At 72.6% G+C, this 17,799-nt stretch carries 21 protein-coding genes; 13 read left to right on the plus strand and 8 right to left on the minus strand.

The annotated features are described in order from the left end of the window. Nucleotides 1-6 precede the first annotated feature (6 nt). From ACKUU6_RS07865 to ACKUU6_RS07875, 3 genes are all read left to right on the plus strand, one after another. Nucleotides 7-942 carry an anti-sigma factor RsbA family regulatory protein gene (locus ACKUU6_RS07865; RefSeq protein WP_407987745.1) on the plus strand — a complete coding sequence of 312 codons (936 nt, stop codon included), beginning with the start codon at nucleotides 7-9 and terminating at the stop codon, nucleotides 940-942. A 149-nt stretch (nucleotides 943-1,091) separates the two neighbouring features. Next, complete coding sequence (locus ACKUU6_RS07870; RefSeq protein ID WP_407987746.1) at nucleotides 1,092-1,490, plus strand: STAS domain-containing protein; 399 nt, start codon at nucleotides 1,092-1,094, stop codon at nucleotides 1,488-1,490. 50 nt (nucleotides 1,491-1,540) lie between these two features. Further along, a complete protein-coding gene (locus tag ACKUU6_RS07875; RefSeq protein WP_407987747.1) occupies nucleotides 1,541-2,020 on the plus strand; it encodes an ATP-binding protein in 480 nt (159 codons plus the stop codon). A 62-nt stretch (nucleotides 2,021-2,082) separates the two neighbouring features. Here ACKUU6_RS07875 and ACKUU6_RS07880 read toward each other — a convergent pair whose 3' ends face one another. Together ACKUU6_RS07880 and ACKUU6_RS07885 are read right to left on the minus strand one after the other, a co-directional pair. Continuing rightward, nucleotides 2,083-2,943, minus strand: coding sequence for a SigB/SigF/SigG family RNA polymerase sigma factor (locus ACKUU6_RS07880; RefSeq protein ID WP_407987748.1), 861 nt, complete (start codon nucleotides 2,941-2,943; stop codon nucleotides 2,083-2,085). 98 nt (nucleotides 2,944-3,041) lie between these two features. Continuing rightward, complete coding sequence (locus ACKUU6_RS07885; RefSeq protein WP_407987749.1) at nucleotides 3,042-3,455, minus strand: SsgA family sporulation/cell division regulator; 414 nt, start codon at nucleotides 3,453-3,455, stop codon at nucleotides 3,042-3,044. A gap of 138 nt (nucleotides 3,456-3,593) precedes the next feature. Between ACKUU6_RS07885 and ACKUU6_RS07890 the strand changes: the two genes are divergently transcribed. Then, nucleotides 3,594-4,256, plus strand: coding sequence for a HemK2/MTQ2 family protein methyltransferase (locus tag ACKUU6_RS07890; protein ID WP_407987750.1), 663 nt, complete (start codon nucleotides 3,594-3,596; stop codon nucleotides 4,254-4,256). Next, nucleotides 4,240-4,476, plus strand: coding sequence for a CDGSH iron-sulfur domain-containing protein (locus ACKUU6_RS07895; protein WP_407987751.1), 237 nt, complete (start codon nucleotides 4,240-4,242; stop codon nucleotides 4,474-4,476). The genes ACKUU6_RS07890 and ACKUU6_RS07895 overlap by 17 nt, the downstream gene beginning before the upstream one ends. Here ACKUU6_RS07895 and ACKUU6_RS07900 read toward each other — a convergent pair. Next, the gene (locus ACKUU6_RS07900; RefSeq protein ID WP_407987752.1) at nucleotides 4,438-5,460 is read right to left on the minus strand and encodes an iron-containing redox enzyme family protein; all 1,023 of its coding nucleotides are present in this window, start codon (nucleotides 5,458-5,460) and stop codon (nucleotides 4,438-4,440) included. The genes ACKUU6_RS07895 and ACKUU6_RS07900 overlap by 39 nt on opposite strands. Next, complete coding sequence (gene ddaH, locus ACKUU6_RS07905; protein WP_407987753.1) at nucleotides 5,460-6,275, minus strand: dimethylargininase; 816 nt, start codon at nucleotides 6,273-6,275, stop codon at nucleotides 5,460-5,462. The genes ACKUU6_RS07900 and ddaH overlap by 1 nt, the downstream gene beginning before the upstream one ends. Before the next feature lie 165 nt (nucleotides 6,276-6,440). Here ddaH and ACKUU6_RS07910 point away from each other — a divergent pair, with 165 nt between their 5' ends. Continuing rightward, nucleotides 6,441-7,337, plus strand: coding sequence for an SDR family oxidoreductase (locus tag ACKUU6_RS07910; RefSeq protein WP_407987754.1), 897 nt, complete (start codon nucleotides 6,441-6,443; stop codon nucleotides 7,335-7,337). 25 nt (nucleotides 7,338-7,362) lie between these two features. Here the strand turns inward: ACKUU6_RS07910 and ACKUU6_RS07915 are convergent, their stop codons facing one another. Genes ACKUU6_RS07915 through ACKUU6_RS07930 form a run of 4 tightly spaced genes read right to left on the minus strand, consistent with a single transcriptional unit; the run spans nucleotide 7,363 to nucleotide 9,844 of the window. Continuing rightward, nucleotides 7,363-7,770 (minus strand): PRC-barrel domain-containing protein, encoded by a 408-nt coding sequence (locus ACKUU6_RS07915; RefSeq protein ID WP_407987755.1) that lies wholly within the window; start codon nucleotides 7,768-7,770, stop codon nucleotides 7,363-7,365. Then, on the minus strand, nucleotides 7,757-8,173 hold the full coding sequence (locus ACKUU6_RS07920; protein WP_407987756.1) for a hypothetical protein: 417 nt from the start codon (nucleotides 8,171-8,173) through the stop codon (nucleotides 7,757-7,759). Before ACKUU6_RS07920 ends, ACKUU6_RS07915 begins: the two co-directional genes overlap by 14 nt. A gap of 10 nt (nucleotides 8,174-8,183) precedes the next feature. Further along, a complete protein-coding gene (locus ACKUU6_RS07925; RefSeq protein ID WP_407987757.1) occupies nucleotides 8,184-9,413 on the minus strand; it encodes an NRAMP family divalent metal transporter in 1,230 nt (409 codons plus the stop codon). Next, on the minus strand, nucleotides 9,410-9,844 hold the full coding sequence (locus tag ACKUU6_RS07930) for a hypothetical protein (protein WP_407987758.1): 435 nt from the start codon (nucleotides 9,842-9,844) through the stop codon (nucleotides 9,410-9,412). The genes ACKUU6_RS07925 and ACKUU6_RS07930 overlap by 4 nt, the downstream gene beginning before the upstream one ends. 448 nt (nucleotides 9,845-10,292) lie before the next feature. Here ACKUU6_RS07930 and ACKUU6_RS07935 point away from each other — a divergent pair, with 448 nt between their 5' ends. The 7 genes from ACKUU6_RS07935 to ACKUU6_RS07965 all read left to right on the plus strand — a co-directional run bounded on the left by ACKUU6_RS07935 (nucleotide 10,293) and on the right by ACKUU6_RS07965 (nucleotide 17,788). After that, nucleotides 10,293-11,675, plus strand: a complete 1,383-nt coding sequence (locus tag ACKUU6_RS07935; RefSeq protein ID WP_407987759.1) for a jacalin-like lectin — start codon at nucleotides 10,293-10,295, stop codon at nucleotides 11,673-11,675. Nucleotides 11,676-11,705: 30 nt separating this feature from the next. Then, complete coding sequence (locus ACKUU6_RS07940) at nucleotides 11,706-13,622, plus strand: phosphatase PAP2 family protein (protein ID WP_407987760.1); 1,917 nt, start codon at nucleotides 11,706-11,708, stop codon at nucleotides 13,620-13,622. Nucleotides 13,623-13,711: 89 nt separating this feature from the next. Next, nucleotides 13,712-14,128 (plus strand): hypothetical protein, encoded by a 417-nt coding sequence (locus tag ACKUU6_RS07945; RefSeq protein WP_407987761.1) that lies wholly within the window; start codon nucleotides 13,712-13,714, stop codon nucleotides 14,126-14,128. Then, complete coding sequence (locus ACKUU6_RS07950; protein WP_407987762.1) at nucleotides 14,115-14,726, plus strand: hypothetical protein; 612 nt, start codon at nucleotides 14,115-14,117, stop codon at nucleotides 14,724-14,726. The genes ACKUU6_RS07945 and ACKUU6_RS07950 overlap by 14 nt, the downstream gene beginning before the upstream one ends. An 80-nt stretch (nucleotides 14,727-14,806) precedes the next feature. Further along, entirely contained in the window at nucleotides 14,807-15,958 is a 1,152-nt protein-coding gene (locus ACKUU6_RS07955) for an acyl-CoA dehydrogenase family protein (RefSeq protein ID WP_407987763.1), read from the plus strand. Nucleotides 15,959-15,998: 40 nt separating this feature from the next. Continuing rightward, a complete protein-coding gene (locus ACKUU6_RS07960; protein ID WP_407987764.1) occupies nucleotides 15,999-16,784 on the plus strand; it encodes an electron transfer flavoprotein subunit beta/FixA family protein in 786 nt (261 codons plus the stop codon). 41 nt (nucleotides 16,785-16,825) lie between these two features. Beyond that, complete coding sequence (locus ACKUU6_RS07965) at nucleotides 16,826-17,788, plus strand: electron transfer flavoprotein subunit alpha/FixB family protein (RefSeq protein WP_407987765.1); 963 nt, start codon at nucleotides 16,826-16,828, stop codon at nucleotides 17,786-17,788. The last annotated feature ends 11 nt before the right edge of the window (nucleotides 17,789-17,799 follow it).

Below are 17,799 nucleotides of genomic sequence, written 5' to 3' on the forward strand. Positions count from 1 at the left end.
GGCGCCATGACCAGCGGCGTCGCCGCCCCGTTCGTTCACCTCGCCCTGCTCTACCGCACGCAGGAGGAGTACCTGCGGGAAGTCGGCTCCTTCGTGCACCGCGCCGTGGAGGCGGACGAGCCGGTGCTCGTCGCCGTGCCCGGCCCCCGGCTGGCGGCCGTGCGGGAGAGCCTGGGGGCCTCCGCCGGGCCGACCGAGTTCACCGACATGACCGTGCTGGGCCGCAATCCGGGACGCATCCTGGCCGCCCTGCAGCACTTCGCGGACCAGCATCCCGGCCGGGTCGCCCGGATCGTCGGGGAACCGGTCTGGCCCGGCCGCAGCGATGCGGAGATCCTGGAGGCGACCCGGCACGAAGCGCTGGTCAACACCGCCTTCGCCGGTCGCCCGGCCACCGTGCTCTGCCCGTACGATCTCGGCACCCTCGGAGCCGAGGTGGTCCGGGACGTCGGACGCACCCACCCGTGTGTGGTGACGGACGGCACGACTGCGGCCAGCCCCGGCTTCGTCGATCCCCGCATCGTCTGCGCCGACTGCGAGACTCCCCTGCCCGAGCCCACCGACCCGGCCGCGCTGACCGTGCAGTACGCGGCCGGGCGGCTGGCCGCCGTCCGCCGGTCCACCGAGACCTGGGCCCGGGGCAGCAAGCTGTCCGACGCCCGGCGGGACGATCTGGTGCTCGCCGTCGGCGAGGCCGCCGCCAACTCGGTCGCCCACGGCGGGGGCTCCGGCACCCTCCGGCTCTGGGTGGGCCAGGATGCCGGCGTCGTCGCGGAGATCCGGGACCGGGGTGCGCCCACCGATCCGCTGGCAGGCCGCCAACGGCCGACGCTGACCTCCGGCGCGGGCGGGCGCGGGCTGTGGATCATCCACCAGCTCTCCGATCTGGTCGAGCTCCGGGTGGCGGACGGGCTGACCCTGCGCATGCACTTCCGGCCGTGAACCGCCGGCCGACCACGGTGCCCGTACCCCAGCCGACTTCCAACGGCCACCGGCCGGGCTCTATCGTGACCCCAGGGACTCCCCCGTCCCCGGGACCCGCTCCCGTCACCCGCCAGACGAACCACCCTGACCGGAAGGTTGGCCACACATTGAGCAACGAGACGCCCGGCCCGGAGGCCGCGGGCATCACGGTGGACACGCGGACCGAACCCGACGGTGCGGTCGTGTGCCGGTTCGCCGGCGATCTCGACCTCGACAGTGTCCCGACCGCCCGGGCGGCCCTGGAGGAGGGCGTGCGGACCGGACCGCCGGTGCTGGTGGTGGACCTGGAGGAGGTTGCCTTCTGCGACTCCTCGGGTCTCAACCTGCTGATCCGCACCAGACTGGCCGCTCAGGAGGCCGCGGTGGACCTGCGGATCGGCCCGCTCTCCGCACCGGTCGAACGGTTGCTGGAGATCACCGGGGCCACCGAGATCTTCCAGCTGCACACCTCCACGGCCGAGGCCCTGGCGGCGGCCCGCGCCGTCCCCGAGGCCGACCCGCGCTGACCGTGCGCGTCCCTCCCGACCTTCCCTCACCTGCGAACCTGGGGCTGACAATGAGTACGGACGGCGCCTCGGGGCCCGCCGCCACACCCGCCGTGCCGAACCTGCCGGCCGGCGGTCAGCGACGGCGCCTGGTCCTGGCGGGCACCCGGGGCCAGGTCGCGGCCGGCCGCGACTTCGGCCGCCGGGCGCTGGCCGACTGGTACGCCGCCACCACCGGCGACCCCCGGACGGAGAGCACGGCCGACGACGTCCTGCTGCTGATCTCCGAGCTGCTGGCCAACGCCCTGATGCACGCCGGCGGCCCGCTCGACCTGGTCCTGCACGGCACGGCCACCACCCTGCGGGTCGAGGTCACCGACGCGGACCGGACGGTGCCCCGGCCGAAGGAGCCGTACCGGGCGGGCGCACCCGGCGGCCACGGTCTGCACATCGTCGGCCGGCTGTCGGACCGGTGGGGCGTGGAGGTGTCGGAGCACGGCAAGACGGTCTGGCTGGAGATCGGCGCGGCCCGGATCACCTCCGGCGCCTGACGGGGCGCCGGGCCGCCGCGTCCCGGGCGCCCCGGCTCCCCGCGTCGCAGACCTCCCGCGGCTCAGACCTCCTCGGTGAGCTTCGCCCGCAGCCCGGCCAACATCCGGGAGAGCAGCCGGGAGACGTGCATCTGCGACACCCCCAGCCGCTCGCCGATCTGAGCCTGCGTGAGCTCCTCGACAAACCGCATCGAAAGGATCAGCCGGTCGCGCTCGGGCAGCGCGGCGATCGCGGGCTTGAGCGTCTGCAGGTCGTCCACCTGATCGATCCGACGGTCCTCGAAGCCGAGCCTGCGCGCCAGGGTGCTGTCCGGCGCGTCCTCCTCCATCCGCATCTCCAGCGACCCGGCGGTGCGCGCGTTGGTGGCGGTCATGCTCTCGACCACCTCCTCCTCGGACACCTCCATCCGTTCCGCCAGTTCCGCCACGGTGGGGGCGCGGTCGAGCCGCTGTTCGAGCTCGTCGCGCGCATGCCCCAGGGCGAGCCGGAGCTCCTGCAGCCGGCGCGGTACGTGCACCGCCCAGGTGGTGTCCCGGAAGTGCCGCTTGATCTCACCGAAGATGGTCGGCAGGGCGAAGGTGGAGAACTCCAGCCCGCGCTCGGGGTCGAAACGGTCGATGGCCTTGATCAGCCCGACGGTGCCGACCTGGACGATGTCGTCCATCGGCTCGTGGGCCGCCCGGAACCGGCCCGCCGCATACCGCACCAACGACAGGTTGAGCTCGATCAGCGTCCCGCGGACGTAGGAGTACGCGGCCGTGCCCTCCTCCAGTTCCCGGAGGCGGACCAGCAGAGCCCGGGACAGCTCCCGGCCGTCGGCGGGGGCCACCGCCGAGGGGTTCTCGATGACCGGCAGGTCCGCCAGCTCGGGGTGGGCGGTGGCGGCCGCCGACGGGGTCATGGTGCTCGGCGTGCTGGTCATGGTCGAAGAGGTCAGCAAGGCCACGCCTTTCCGTCGTCCGATGCGTCGATTCCCGCCGCCTACCCCGCTTCCCGCGAAGGATGCGGCCGGGGGGACGGTCAGTGGCGCTCCTGGGTGAGGGCGGCCAGTTCCTCGTCCCAGGCGATCAGCCGTCCCTCGGACCCGAGCGGGACGACCTGCTGGGTGGCGGCCAGGAAGGAACGTACGTCGGCCGTGCGCACCATCAGCACGGCGCAGCCGGCCGCGGTCCTGAACTCGATCGCGGTCTGCTCCCGGTTGTGCGGTCGTACCCTGACGTCGCCGCGCCCGGCCGGGGCGTGCAGGCCCTCGACCAGCAGGTGGCGGGCGAACGTCCAGGTCACCGGGGACTCGTCGAGCGCGCAGTCGGCCCCGAAGACCATCTGCACAGCGAACGGGTCGTCGGCCCGGTACTCCAGCTGAGCGGTGAACTCGACCTCCACCAGCGCGACCAGTGATCCGGACAATGAGTGAACAACGGGCTCCTGCTGCATGGGAACTCCTGAAGGCTGCGGTGACCGGCCGTGGCCGCGACACGCCGCGTCTACCCCGCCACATCGCGGTCATGTCCCCTACCACGGCACGAGGTCGAATGCCTGGTTGGGGAGCGGCTGCCGGGGCAGGCGCGTCTCATGAAGCTGCTGACACCCCCCGGGGTCTACCCGCCGCAGGGCGACAGCGCCCTGCTCGCCCGAGCCCTGGCCGACGAGCTGGCCCGCCGCCCCCCGGACCGGCGCGAGCTGCTGGAGCTGGGCACCGGCAGCGGTGCGCTGGCCGTGGCGGCCGCCGTTCTGGGTGCCCGGGTCACGGCCGTGGACGTCTCCCGGCTGGCGCTGGCCACCGCGTGGACCAACGCCCGGCTGCACGGGCGCCGGATCCGGGTCCGCCACGGTGACCTGACCGCTCCGGTCCGCGGACGCTCGTTCGACCTGGTGATCAGCAATCCCCCGTACGTCCCTGCACCGGGGGCGGAGGTGCCCCAGCACGGGGTCGCGCGGGCCTGGGACGCCGGTCCCGACGGCAGGCTGCTGCTGGACCGGATCTGCCGGCAGGCGCCCGCGATGCTGGCGCCGGGCGGCGTGCTGCTGGTGGTGCAGTCCTCGCTCGCCGACACCACGGCCACCCTGGACGCCCTCGACCGGGCCGGTCTGGACACCGGCATCGTGGGGCGCCGCCGCCAGGAGTTCGGCCCGGTCATGTCGGCGCGGGCCGACTGGTTCGAGCGGCGGGGCCTGATCGCGCAGGGCGTCCGGGACGAGGAACTGGTGGTGATCCGCGGTGCCCGCCGGTCGTGACGAGGTTCGTGTCCAGCTGACCGGCACCGGCCCGGTGCTGGTGGAGGGGCCCGTCGAGGTGGTGCTGCCCGACGGCAGCACCGTGCGCTCCGACCGGCCCGTGGTGGCGCTGTGCGCCTGCCGGCGCAGCAGGCGCTACCCGTTCTGCGACACCAGCCACCGCCGCCGCTCGCGCGGGCCGTCAGCCCAGGAGGGCGGCGGTGGCGGTGCCGCTGAGTGAGCTGCTGCCCCGGCGCCAGTGCTCCAGCAGGTGCGCGGCGAGGCGGTCCTCCACCAGGCCGGTCGCCGCGACGCCGAAGGCGATGTCCGGCTCCAGCTCCGGTTCGGCGGCCAGCAGGGCCCGGATGACGCCGTGCCGCACCAGCTGCTCGTGCACGGCGTCCGCCTCCACGTGCTCGCGGTAGAAGAAGGTCCCGGCCGGGCCGGCCCCCAGCCGTTCGAACGCCTTGGCCAGGCGGGCGGATCCGGGCGAGGAGGTGATCTCCACTGTGGCGAACTGGCCCACCGCCGCGCCGCGCAGCGCCCGGTGCAGGCCGAACAGCGACATCAGGTTCACCACCGCGAAGGCGGGCGCGGCGGCCACGTCGGTGTGGTGTCCGTAGCTCGGGTCCAGGCCGAAGTCGGCCATCATCTCGGCGAACAGCCGGGAGTGCGCGTGCTCGGCGCGGCCCGCCCCGTACTCGTCGAACTCGATGGCCACGTACGCCGCTTGGGCCGGGCCCGTGAGCCGGGGGATGGCCCAGGCCTGCGGGTCGGCCTCCTTGAGGTGGTAGAGCGAACGGTGCATCAGGTACTCGCGGGCCTGCCAGCGCTCCCCCTCGTCGAGGAGGAAGTACGAGGGGCCGGTTCCGTCGACCGGCTCGGTCAGCAGCTCGTCCAGCAGGGGTTGCAGCGCCGGGCGCGGCTCGGTCAGCGCCCGCAGGCCGGCAAGGAACGGCTGCTCCAGGGCGCGCCGGAGGCGCAGCAGACCGGGGTGCCACTCCCAGTCGGGGTCCACCCCGGCGAAGCCGCGGTAGTGCAGTTCGTAGCAGAGGTACAGGGCGAGCTGGTGGTCCTCGCTCCAGGGGTCGACGTCGGCCGGGAACTCGGCGGGGCGGTGCTCCGGCCCGGTCGCGGCCGGGTCGGTGGTGAGCAGGGTGCGTACCGCCTCGGACAGCGGGCCACGGGCGAGTGGGAGGCGGGGGCCTCGGCGGGCAGGGTTCATCACGGCTCCAGGTGGAGTTCCAGGGTGCAGCACTTCGCACCGCCGCCCGCCTTGCGGAACTCGGACACGTCGACGCCGACCGGGTCGAAGCCGCGGGCCGCCAGCTCGTCCGCGAGCCGGTCGGCGGTGTCGGGCAGCACCACGTGGCGGCCGTCGGACACGGCGTTCAGCGCGAACCCCTCGGCCTCGGCCGTAGTGGCCCGCAGCGCCGAGGGGAAGAGGGCGAGAAGGGTGGCGCGGCTGGCCTCGTCGAAGGCCTCCGGGTAGTACATGACCTGGTCCTCGTCGAGCACCGCCAGCGCGGTGTCCAGGTGGTAGAACCGCGGGTCCACCAGGGTGAGGGTGACCACGGGCAGCCCGAGGACGGTGCGCAGTTCGCGGTGGGCGGCGCGCTCGGTACGGAACCCGGTGCCCGCCAGCAGCTTGCGGCCCGCCGTCAGCACGTCGCCCTGGCCCTCGTTCACCCGGTCGGCGGTGCTGACCTGGCGGAACGGCCGCCGCGCGAACCAGGTCCTGAAGTGGGCCGCCTCCGCCGCCCGTTCGGCGTGCCTGAAGCGGGAGACCAGGACCCGGCCGTCCACGACGGTGGCGGCGTTCGCGGTGAACACCATGTCGGGCAGCCCGGGGCGCGGTTCGATCACGTGCACCGTGTGGCCGAGCTTCTGGTGCACCGTCCGCAGCTGCTCCCACTGGTCGGCGGCCCTGCGGGTGTCCACCACCGCGCCCGGGTCCATCCAGGGGTTGATGGCGTACTCGACCCCGAAGTAGGTGGGCGGACACATCAGGTAGTGCCGTCGGCGGGCTGACGGTTTCATGGCGCACTCCGCTGGGCTCGGGGCCCCGTACTTACGGGCTTCCGCTCGGCGTGTGCCCGGATCGCCGCCCCCCACGCCCGGCAGCCGTCACCCGGACGGCCCGGGTGAACTCGGCGCAGCCGGGCAGGCGCCCCATGACAGCTCCCGACGACCAGCGAGGACGCCATGAGCAGCGACCAGTTCACGCCGCAGGACCCGGTGGGTCAGCACCCCCGTCCCGACTTCACCGACCAGAGCCAGTCCTATCCCGGCAGCAGCGACCGGATGGAGCCGGAGCCCGACTACGGCGAGGAGACCTACCGGGGCACCGGCCGGCTCGCCGGCCGGGTCGCGCTGGTCACCGGCGGTGACTCGGGCATCGGCCGCGCGGTGGCCCTGGCCTACGCGCGGGAGGGGGCGGACCTGCTGTTCTGCCACCTGAGCGACGAGGAGGAGGACGCCGCCGAGACCGTCCGCCTGGTCCGGTCGACCGGGCAGCGGGCCGTGGCGGTTGCCGGTGACGTCCGGGAGGAGGGCTTCTGCGCTGAGCTGGTGGAGCGTACGGTCGGCGAACTCGGCCGCCTGGACGTGCTGGTGAACAACGCCGCCTATCAGCTGGCCCAGGAGGAGGGGCTGGCGGCGATCAGCACCGACCAGTTCGACCGGGTGATGAAGACCAACGTGTACGCGATGTTCTGGCTGAGCCAGGCCGCGCTGCCGCACCTGCGGCCGGGCTCGTCGATCATCAACACCACCTCGGTGCAGGCGTACGAGCCGAAGCCGCACCTGCTCGACTACGCCGCCAGCAAGGGCGCCATCCTCACCTTCACCCAGGGCCTTGCCCGGCAGCTCGCGCCGGACGGGATCCGGGTCAACGCGGTCGCCCCCGGCCCGGTCTGGACACCGCTCATCCCCGCCACCATGCCGCCCGAGCAGGTCGCCGAGTTCGGCAAGCAGTCGCCGCTCGGACGGCCGGCCCAGCCCGCCGAGATGGCGCCGATCTACGTCTTCCTCGCCTCCCAGGAGGCCAGCTACGTCACCGGCGAGGTGGTGAACGCCACCGGCGGCAAGCCGCTCTCCTGAACGGCCGCCGCCCTGCGCCCGCCCGTCAGCCGACGGTCCGCCCCCTCGGGACCAGCGGCTCCGGGCGGGCGCCCGCCTTCAGGTGCACCACGCCCGCGTGGCGCACGGTGCCCGGCGTGATCATGGCGATGTCGCACCAGGGGATCCAGCGGGCCCTGGCGGTCATCCGCCGGGCGAGCCGGCCCAGCAGCCGGGGGCGGTCGACCGGCCGGTGGTCCAGGCAGAGCAGCCGGGCCAGCCGGCCGGAGCTGGCGACCAGGCCGACCAGCCGGAGCGCGGGCGCGCCGTTGGGCAGCCTGGCCTCGTCCAGGCCGAGGTCGGTCACCCGGCCGAGCGACTTCCCCTGGTGGTCGATCAGTTCGGCGCCGATGAGGTCGGCGGTGCGCAGGTCCCCGGTCGGCAGGTCGGTGCTCGGCAGGTCAGCGGTTGGCATGGTCGGCTCCCGGGATGCGGCGGACGAAGTGCTCGCGGATCCAGTCCTCCAGGGCATGCACCCGGTCGGGGCCGGGCGTGCAGACCAGGGCGGAGCCGATGTGGGTGATCCGCTCGATCGACAGCCGGCCCGGCCCTGGCTCCGGGGAGAGGGCGAGCCGGGCGGCGACCGTGGTGCACCACTGGCCGAGCCGCCCGCGCAGCCGGGGCCCGAGCGCCTGCGGGCCGACCAGGACGGCGGTGGCGTAGAGGTGGCCGTCGGCGGCCGGGGTGAACTCGAGGTCGTCCACCTTGCAGACCGAGGTGCCGTCGGGGTGGACCACCTGACGGTCCAACAGGTGGTAGCGGGCGCTGTAGTGCCGCCCTGCGGTCCGAGGGCCGTCGTACTCCGGCGTCGCGTTCACAGGTCCTCCCTCACAGTCCTGCCTTGGTGGCGATCATCAGGGGTACCGCGGCCACCGCCGCCACCAGCACGACGACCAGGAAGAACGTGCCCAGGGTGTTGGCCACCTTGCCGTTTACCTGGTCGCCCATGAAGTCGCGGTCGCCCGCCACCACCAGGATCGGCAGGTAGGTGAGCGGCAGGGCGACAGCCGCGAAGATCAGCGAGTACTCGGTAACCTTCACCGGGTCGACCGAGGTGAGGATCAGCGCGGCGGCGGCGAACAGGACGACCAGGACCACGGTGTGGAAGCGGGAGGCCCGGTGCGGGGCAGCGCTCTTGCCCCACGTCCAGCCGAAGTACTGACCCACGGTGTACCCGCAGGACAGCGCGGTCTCCAGGGCCGCGCCGAAAGTGGCCGCGAACACCCCGAGCAGGGCGAGGCCGAGGCCGAGCTTGCCGAGCGCGAGCCCGACGGGCAGCACCACCTGCGAGAGGTGGTCGACGCTGATCGACTGCCCCTTGAAGACCAGCGTCGCGCAGGCGGTGATGGCGAGCGCGAGCAGGCCGCCGAGCGGGAACCCGAGCATCACGTTCAGCCGCGACAGGCCCAGATCCTTCCGGCTCCACCGCTCTTCGGCTCCCCCGGAGGAGAAGAAGAACACCTCGTAGGGGGTCATGGCGCTCGAGAACAGGGCGATGGCGTAGTAGAAGTAGGTCGGGTGGCCCTCCCCCGACGGGACGCTCGGATGGGTGATCTGGTGGCCGATGTCACCCCAGTGCGGGTCCAGCTTGAAGAAGGCCACCACGAACACCACCAGCGCCAGGCCCGCCAGGCCGAACACCCGCTCCATGTTCTCGAAGCCCACCCGCCACACCACCAGCCAGACGGCGAACGCCACGGCGGGGATCCACAGCAGGTAGGCGACCCCGCTGAGCAGCTCGATCGCCAGCGCCACACCGGCCAGTTCCGCCGCCAGCGTGAGGGCGGTGACCAGGAACGAGGCGCCCAGGTTCGCCAACGCGACCCGGGGGCCCAGCCGTTGCCGTACCAGGTCGAAGGTCGGGCGGCCGGTGACCGCCACCACCCGGCCGGCCATCTCGGCGTAGACGCAGATGCCGATCACACCGAGCAGCAGTACCCAGACCAGGGCGAACCCGAACCGGGAGCCGACCACGGCGGAGGCGACCAGGTCACCCATGTCGACGAAGCCGCCGATGGCGGTCAGGATGCCGAGGGTCACCTTCAGCAGGTTCTTCACTTCATGGCCTCCTGCTCCTGCTCCATCAGGTCGGCCACTGCCGCCAAGGGAGCGGTCGGCGCGGTCTGGCCGCGCTCGACCGCGATCCGCAGCGGGTCCGCCTCCTGCTCGGCCCGGCGCAGCAACTCGCTCACCCGGTCACGCAGTTGGTCGGACTCGGCCGACGGCGGCTGGCGGGAGAGGAAGCCCTCGGCCACCGCACTCAGGTCCCGGTCGGCCTCCCGCACCAGGACGGAGGTGTAGGCGGCCGTCAGCCGTCCCGCGGCGGCGGCGTCCACCCCGGTGGTGATGGTGCGGGAGGCCGAGACGGCGCTCTCGAGGGTCTGCGAGGCCTTGTGCCGAAAGTCCTCGTCGGTGCGTGAGGAGCCGGCACAGCCGGCGGTCCCGACCAGCAGCGCGAGCGCCACCAGCAGCGGGGCCCGCCGCCTCATCGCCGGCCCCGTAGTACGAACCAGGCCAAAATCCCGGCAAGCAGCGCGAGTTAGGCGAACCCAGCCAGTATTACCAGACCCTGGTCCATGCGTCCTCACCTCGTCCGGCGGCCGGTTGGCCTGCGAACTCCTTCGTTCGCCCAGCCCGAGTGGAGCCAAGCGTTCCGTCGATCCGGCGCTTGCCCGCACACCCTAATTTCATTCCCACCGGCCGGACCGCGCCGACGCGCCGCCGAACAGGTCGACGACTGCTCGCGCGGCGCAGTGGCATCCGACAAGGCGAACAGCCTGTTAACGCTCACATAACCTTTGCCCGAGCGATCCCAGCGATCGGAAGAACTCGCAGGTCAGAGGCATATCAGCAGACCAGCGGCACTGTTGACGCACACAGTTGCCGGTCGTACTGTCCGGTAGCCGCCACCCGCCGACCGCGTCCGAACGGAGCACCATGCCCCTGTCCCGTCCGCTTCTCGCCACCGCGCTCACCGCCTCCGCCGCCCTCGGCCTGATCGCCGCGCCTGCCGCGCTCGCCGCTCCGGCGACGGTCGGCGCTCCGGCTGCGGCCGGCGCTGCGGCGACGAACTCCGGGTCGTTCTCGGTGCTGACGTACAACGTCGCCGGCCTGCCCGACTTCCTGTCCAGCGCCTCCAACGACCGGCAGGGCAGCACCACCACGATCGGCCAACGGCTCGGCCCGTACTCCCTGGTGAACGTCGAAGAGGACTTCAACTACCACGCCGCGCTGTACGCGGCCGACACCACGCACCCGTACCGCACGCCCACCAGCGGCGGGGCCGGAATCGGCAGCGGCCTCAACACGCTCTCCCAACTCCCCTACGACACCGACGACTTCGAGCGGGTCAAGTGGGACACCTGCTACATCGGCTCCGGTGACTGCCTCACCCCGAAGGGCTTCACCTTCCTGCGCGCCCGCCTGACCGAGGGCGGCTACCTGGACGTCTACAACCTGCACACCGACGCCGGTACGGAGCCCGGGGACCTCACCGCGCGGGCCGCCAACCTGGCCCAGCTCTCCGCCTTCGTGAAGACCCACTCGGCCGGGAACGCCGTCCTGGTGGCCGGTGACACCAACACCCGCTACACCCGGGCCGAGGACACCATCGGCGCCTTCGCCGCCGAGAACCAGCTCACCGACGCCTGGGTCTCGCTGGAGCGCGGCGGCGTGGCCCCCGCACCCGGCGCCCCCGCGCTGCTCTGTGACGACCGGACCGTCACCGACTCCTGCGAGGTGGTCGACAAGGTGCTGTACCGGGGCAGCCGGCAGCTCTCGCTCACCGCGACCTCCTACAGCAACAAGCACTCCGACTTCCTGGACGCCGCCGGCACCAAGCTCTCCGACCACTACCCGATCGCGGTCGGCTTCGACTGGAGCGAGAACCCGGACTACCGCGCCTCGGAGCAGTTCGGCGGCCCGCACGGGGACTACTTCAACGACGTCACCCGCGTCCCGGCCGGCGCCCGCGCCGCCGGCGTCAGCCTGCGCGGCGACGCACGGGTCGACCGGATCGGCCTGACCCTGACCGACGGCACCGAGCTCGGCCACGGCGGCACCGGCGGCACCGCCTCCTCGCTCACCCTCGGCGCCGACGAGTACCTGACCTCGGTCCGGCTCTGCCGGGGCTCGTACAGCGGCCACAGCCGGATCTTCCAGGCGCAGATCACCACCAGCCTGGGCCGGACCCTGACGGCGGGCACCAGCACCGCCGACTGCGTCACCCGCACCGCCCCCGCCGGCTGGCAGATCGCCGGCTTCACCGGCCGGTCCGGCGACGAGCTGGACAAGCTCGGCCTCCTCTTCACCCGCCGCTGAATCCCTCTCAACTCCCGTACAGAGACGACGATGACGAACCTGAACAGCATGGACCGGCGCGGCTTCCTGCGCACCTCCGCCGGTGCCACCGCCGGACTGCTCGCCGCCCCCACCGCCTACGGCTGGCTGGCCAACCCGACGAAGGCGGCGGCGGCCACCGCCACGGCACCCGCCTTCGTGGACTCCTACGCCACCAACGCCATGGCCGACCTCACCCCGGCGGGCAACGCGGCCGTCCGCATCCTGGGCGGGATGGCCAAGGTGTGGCAGACCGGGAAGACCTGGAACACCGGCACCCCGCTCCAGCCCGACCTGCTGCGCGCCAACATGCGGTACTGCGCCCAGATCACCGCACGGCGCACGGACGCCGAGGCCCGCCAGGCGTTCGTCATCGACCGCCAGCACCAGAGCTACTCGGCGATCGCCGGGCTCGGCCCGCTGGCGGCGCTGTACCGCAGCGGGGCCAAGGCCGTCACCGGCATCACCGCCGCTCCCACCGGCACCCCGGCCACCACGATCGACGACACCCTCCCGGCCGACGCGCCGCCCGGCTCGGCGCTCGGCGCGGGCTCGGTCGACTCCGAACTGGGCCAGGTGGTCCGGCTGGTGAACGCGGTGCGCGGCCCGCACGCCTCGGGCAACCCCAGCAAGTACGCCTACCAGTACCCCCGGCCCTGGCGGATGACGCCGGACAGCACCGTCGAGCCGACCGGCGCCATCGACGGCTTCGGCTTCCCGGTGTACCGCTCCGAGGTGGTCGTCGCCCCTCAGCTGCTGCGCCAGCGCAACCTGTCGCCCACGGACGACGCCGGCTACCCGAGCGGCCACACCAACGCGCTGCACCTGGCCGGGCTGGCCCTGGCCTACGCGGTGCCGGAGCGGTTCCAGGAGCTGATCACCCGGGCCTTCGAGTCGAGCCACACCCGGATCGTCGCCGGTATGCACTCCCCCGTCGACGTGATCGCCGGGCGGGTGCTGGCCACCGCGCTGGCGGCGGCCGAGCTCTCCGACCCGGCCAACGCCGAGCTCAAGGCCGCCGCCCGCGCCCAGGCGTCCGCCTGGTTCCAGGCACGGACCGGCAGCACCGCCGACACCCTGTACGCGTTCGCCCACTCGGCCGCCCCCGGCACCGACCCCTACGCCGACCGGGCGGCCAACGCCAGGTCGGTGCAGGAGAAGCTCACGTACGTCCTCCCGCGCCGGGGCCGCGAGACGGCCATGACGGTACCCAAGGGCGCCGAGGTGCTGCTGGAGACCCGGCTGCCCTACCTCGACGCCGGGCAGCGCCGCGAGGTGCTGCGCACCACCGCCCTCCCGTCCGGCTACGTCCTGCTGGACGGCCCCGAGCAGTGGGGCCGTCTGAACCTGTTCGCCGCCGCAGACGGCTACGGCTCCTTCGACCAGGACGTCCGGGTGACGATGAACGCCGCCGCGGGCGGCTTCAACGCGGCCGACACCTGGCACCACGACATCGACGGTCCCGGCGGTCTGACCAAGCTGGGCACCGGCTCGCTCACCCTGACCGGCACCAACCGCTTCACGGGCGCCACCGACGTACGGGCCGGCGTCCTGACCGCCGCCTCCCGGGACGCGCTCGGCCGGGGCGACGTCCGGCTGTGCGGCGGAACGCTGCGGCTGAACCAGGGGCGGGGCGCCGTCCGGCTGCACGGGGACTACGCCCAGTCCGCCGGCTCCACCCTGTCGGTGACGCTCCGTCAGGACCGCGATCCGGCTCTCCGGATCCCCGGACGGGCGGCCGTCGCTCCCGGCAGCGCGCTCGTCCTGCGGGGCGGCGACTGGCGCCCGGACCGGGACTGCACGGTACGGATCCTCGAAAGCCGGTCCCTGTGCGGTCAGTTCGGGTCCGTGACGGTCGACGTCGAGGGTTTCAGGGCCGAGCCGCTCTACACCCACCAGGGCCTGGCCGTCCGCCTCACCCGTCGCTGAGCTGTCTGCCTCAGGGGGCGTCAGGATCTGGCCGTGATGCCCTGATCGGGGCCACGACCACTGTCCTGGCGCCCCTCTGCAGTGTCCGGATGATCCCCGAGACGCAGCCCGAGAGCCCGCCGCACGACCTGCCGGAGCATCCGACGCTGGCGGCCTGGCTGGCCGAGCGACGGGCGGCACCGCCCAGCTGGGCCGAGGAGGCGTTCGGCGGGGCGTGGCGGTGGAACTTCCATCCCGACACCCTGGACCGACTGGCGGCGGAGGTGGTCCGGCGGTTCGCCACGGCGGAGGAGTTCGACGCCGCTCGGGAGGAGCCGTTCGTCCAGGGCGCCTGCTGGTACCTGGGCGAGGTGATCCGGCGGACCAGGGGGGCGGTGTGGCGGTACCTCGCCGCAGACCCGGGGTCCGGGCCGGCAAAGCCCGGCTCGCGGGCCGGACTGCCCTTCGTGGACCAGCCCACGAAGCCGGGGCGGCGGCACGGCGGTCCCGCTGGTGTGCCTGCGTGAGTTGCTCGACCCGGACCGGCCGGACGGCCTGCGGCACCTGCTCTCCCGGTTCCGGCCGTCCACGTACGCCGACGTGGGGGCGCTGCTCCGGCGGACGCGCATGGTCGGCGGGGAGCAGGTCGACCGCGTTCTGACGGAGTACGCGGATTTCGCCCACCACGACCTGCCGCCGCACGAGGTGGCCGCCGCGCTGCAGGCGTTCGGGGTGGCGGTATCGGCCCACGGGGACGATGTCGACGACCTCGAAGAGAACTACGCGGACCTCCTGGCGGCGGCCGCCGCGCTCACCGACGGCGCGGTCACCGTCACCGACGTCCGGCTGCGCGCGGACGAGGAGTGCGACGAGGTCCTGGAGTTCGCCCGCAACGGCGTGCTGGTGACCCAGCCGACCGAGCACCGGTCGGACGACTACCTGGACCACGCGGCGGTCGCGGACTTCTTCGGCCACCTCGACCCCGACCCCGGCGTCGACCCGCGCCGGTTCCACCTGGTCCGCTTCGTGCGGCTCGGGGACGTCAACCACGAGACCACCTTCGTCTTCGCCACCCCCGAACAGGCCCGTCTACTGGAGCGGGAACTGGGGCTGGAACTGCGCTGAGCCGAGGGGGCTGGCCGACATGGCACAGAGTGTGGTCTATTAGGGGAACTTGGTTCCCTATCGCTCTGGAGCGCCGCGCCATGGACAAGGTGTTCGATCTCTTCCGGCTTTCCGAGGAGCACGAGATGCTCCGGGAGGCGGTGCGGTCGTTGGCGGAGGCGAAGATCGCTCCGTTCGCGGCCGAGGTGGACGAGCAGGGCCGGTTCCCGCAGGAGGCGCTGGAGGCGTTGCAGGCCAACGAGCTGCACGCGGTGCACGTTCCGGAGGAGTACGGCGGTGCGGGTGCGGACGCGCTGGCGACGGTGATCGTGATCGAGGAGATCGCGCGGGTGTGTGCTTCGTCGTCGCTGATCCCGGCGGTGAACAAGCTCGGTTCGCTGCCGGTGCAGCTGTCGGGTTCGGAGGAGCTGAAGGCGAAGTACCTGGGGGCGCTGGCGCGGGGCGAGGGGATGTTCTCGTACTGCCTGTCGGAGCCGGACGCGGGGTCGGACGCGGCGGGGATGAAGACCCGGGCGGTGCGTGACGGTGACTTCTGGGTGCTCAACGGTGTGAAGCGCTGGATCACCAATGCCGGGGTGTCGGAGTTCTACACGGTGCTGGCGGTGACCGATCCGGAGCTGCGGACGAAGGGCATCTCGGCGTTCGTGGTGGAGAAGGGCGACGCGGGTGTGTCGTTCGGGGCGCCGGAGAAGAAGCTGGGCATCAAGGGTTCGCCGACGCGTGAGGTGTACTTCGACAACGTGCGGATCCCGGCGGACCGGATGATCGGCGCGGAGGGCACCGGTTTCGCGACCGCGATGAAGACGCTGGACCACACCCGGGTGACGATCGCCGCGCAGGCGGTGGGCATCGCGCAGGGCGCGCTTGACTACGCCAAGGGCTATGTCCAGGAGCGCAAGCAGTTCGGCAAGCCGATCGGTGACTTCCAGGGCGTGCAGTTCATGCTGGCCGACATGGCGATGAAGCTGGAGGCGGCCCGGCAGCTGACCTACGCCGCCGCCGCCAAGTCCCAGCGGGTCGACGCCGACCTGACCTTCTTCGGTGCGGCGGCCAAGTGCTTCGCCTCGGACGCCGCGATGGAGATCACCGTGGACGCCGTCCAGCTGCTCGGCGGGTACGGGTACACCCGTGACTACCCGCTGGAGCGGATGATGCGCGACGCCAAGATCACCCAGATCTACGAGGGCACCAACCAGATCCAGCGGATCGTCATGTCCCGCAACCTCCCGTAGTCCAACCCCCTGACCACCCCCTCAGAAAGGAGCAGACGCCGTGAGCTTGAGGATCGTTGTCTGTGTGAAGTACGTGCCCGACGCGACCGGTGACCGTCGCTTCGCGGACGACACCACCACCGACCGGGACGCCGTCGACGGCCTCCTGTCGGAGCTGGACGAGTACGGCGTCGAGCAGGCCCTGCGCATCGCCGAGACCCACGGCGACGCCGAGGTCACCGTCCTGACCGTGGGCCCCGACGACGCCAAGGACGCCCTGCGCAAGGCCCTGTCCATGGGCGCCGACAAGGCCGTCCACGTCAACGACGACGACATCCACGGCACCGACGTGATCGGCACCTCCGCCATCATCGCCAAGGCCCTGGAAACCACCGGCTACGACCTCGTCGTCTGCGGCATGGCCTCCACCGACGGCACCATGGGCGTCCTGCCCGCCCTCCTCGCCGAACGCCTCGCCGTCCCCCAGGCCACCCTCCTGTCCGAGGTCACCCTCGACGGCACCACCCTCACCGGCCGCCGCGACGGCGACGCCGCCACCGAGCAGGTCCAGGCCACCCTGCCCGCCGTCATCTCCGTCACCGACCAGTCCGGCGAAGCCCGCTACCCCTCCTTCAAGGGCATCATGGCCGCCAAGAAGAAGCCGGTGCAGTCCTACGACCTCGACGACCTGGGCATCGACGCCGACACCGTCGGCCTCACCGGCGCCTGGACCGCCGTCCAGGACATCACCGCCCGCCCCGCCCGCACCGCCGGCACCATCGTCAAGGACGAAGGCGAAGGCGGCAAGGCCCTCGCCGCCTACCTCACCGAGCAGAAGTTCATCTGACCCCGTCAGCGCACCTCCCGACCATCAGGAGCACAAAAATCATGGCTGAGATCCTGGTTCTCGTGGACCACGCCGACGGTGTGGTCCGCAAGCCGGCCCTCGAACTGCTCACCCTGGCCCGCCGCCTCGGCGAGCCCGCCGCCGTCATCCTCGGCGCCGGCCCCGCCACCGCCACCATCGCCGCCAGGACCGCCGAATACGGCGCCGCCAAGGTCTACACCGCCGACGCCGCCGAGTTCACCGACCAACTCGTCGTCCCCAAGGTCGACGCCCTCACCCAGATCGCCCGCACCACCAACGCGGCCGCCGTCCTGGTCACCTCCTCCGGCGAGGGCAAGGAGATCGCCGCCCGCGTCGCCCTGCGCCTGGACTCCGGCGTCATCACCGACGCCGTCGACCTCGAAGCCGGCCAGAGCGGCCCGGTCGCCACCCAGTCGGTGTTCGCCGCGTCCTTCCAGGTCAAGTCCGCCATCACGCACGGCACCCCGGTCATCACCGTCAAGCCGAACTCCACCACCCCCGAGCCGGCCCCCGCCGCCGGCACGGTCGAGAGCGTCGAGGTGGCCTTCACCGGCAACGCCGCCACCGTCACCGCCCGCACCCCCCGCGTCTCCTCCGGCCGCCCCGAGCTGACCGAGGCCGCCATCGTCGTCTCCGGCGGCCGCGGCGTCGGCGCCGCCGACGGCTTCGGCGTGGTCGAGGACCTCGCCGACGCCCTCGGCGCGGCCGTCGGCGCCTCCCGCGCCGCCGTCGACGCCGGCTGGTACCCCCACACCAACCAGGTCGGCCAGACCGGCAAGCAGGTCTCCCCCCAGCTCTACATCGCCGCCGGCATCTCCGGAGCCATCCAGCACCGCGCCGGCATGCAGACCTCCAAGACCATCGTCGCCGTCAACAAGGACCCCGAAGCCCCCATCTTCGAACTCGTCGACTACGGCGTCGTCGGAGACCTCTTCACCGTCCTCCCCCAACTCACCACCGAAGTCAAAACCCGCAAGGGCTGAGCCCGACACAG

It is taken from the genome of Kitasatospora sp. CMC57 (assembly GCF_045866025.2).
Classification (GTDB): domain Bacteria; phylum Actinomycetota; class Actinomycetes; order Streptomycetales; family Streptomycetaceae; genus Kitasatospora.

Excerpts from the sequence above, each read along its gene's own strand:
- ACKUU6_RS07890 (WP_407987750.1), top strand. The coding sequence starts at position 3,594 with ATGAAGCTGCTGACACCCCCCGGGGTCTACCCGCCGCAGGGCGACAGC.
- ACKUU6_RS07940 (WP_407987760.1), top strand. The coding sequence starts at position 11,706 with ATGACGAACCTGAACAGCATGGACCGGCGCGGCTTCCTGCGCACCTCC.
- ACKUU6_RS07875 (WP_407987747.1), top strand. The coding sequence starts at position 1,541 with ATGAGTACGGACGGCGCCTCGGGGCCCGCCGCCACACCCGCCGTGCCG.
- ACKUU6_RS07885 (WP_407987749.1), bottom strand. The coding sequence starts at position 3,455 with ATGCAGCAGGAGCCCGTTGTTCACTCATTGTCCGGATCACTGGTCGCG.
- ddaH (WP_407987753.1), bottom strand. The coding sequence starts at position 6,275 with ATGAAACCGTCAGCCCGCCGACGGCACTACCTGATGTGTCCGCCCACC.
- ACKUU6_RS07910 (WP_407987754.1), top strand. The coding sequence starts at position 6,441 with ATGAGCAGCGACCAGTTCACGCCGCAGGACCCGGTGGGTCAGCACCCC.
- ACKUU6_RS07900 (WP_407987752.1), bottom strand. The coding sequence starts at position 5,460 with ATGAACCCTGCCCGCCGAGGCCCCCGCCTCCCACTCGCCCGTGGCCCG.
- ACKUU6_RS07915 (WP_407987755.1), bottom strand. The coding sequence starts at position 7,770 with ATGCCAACCGCTGACCTGCCGAGCACCGACCTGCCGACCGGGGACCTG.
- ACKUU6_RS07880 (WP_407987748.1), bottom strand. The coding sequence starts at position 2,943 with ATGACCAGCACGCCGAGCACCATGACCCCGTCGGCGGCCGCCACCGCC.
- ACKUU6_RS07955 (WP_407987763.1), top strand. The coding sequence starts at position 14,807 with ATGGACAAGGTGTTCGATCTCTTCCGGCTTTCCGAGGAGCACGAGATG.
- ACKUU6_RS07935 (WP_407987759.1), top strand. The coding sequence starts at position 10,293 with ATGCCCCTGTCCCGTCCGCTTCTCGCCACCGCGCTCACCGCCTCCGCC.
- ACKUU6_RS07865 (WP_407987745.1), top strand. The coding sequence starts at position 7 with ATGACCAGCGGCGTCGCCGCCCCGTTCGTTCACCTCGCCCTGCTCTAC.
- ACKUU6_RS07945 (WP_407987761.1), top strand. The coding sequence starts at position 13,712 with ATGATCCCCGAGACGCAGCCCGAGAGCCCGCCGCACGACCTGCCGGAG.
- ACKUU6_RS07965 (WP_407987765.1), top strand. The coding sequence starts at position 16,826 with ATGGCTGAGATCCTGGTTCTCGTGGACCACGCCGACGGTGTGGTCCGC.
- ACKUU6_RS07930 (WP_407987758.1), bottom strand. The coding sequence starts at position 9,844 with ATGAGGCGGCGGGCCCCGCTGCTGGTGGCGCTCGCGCTGCTGGTCGGG.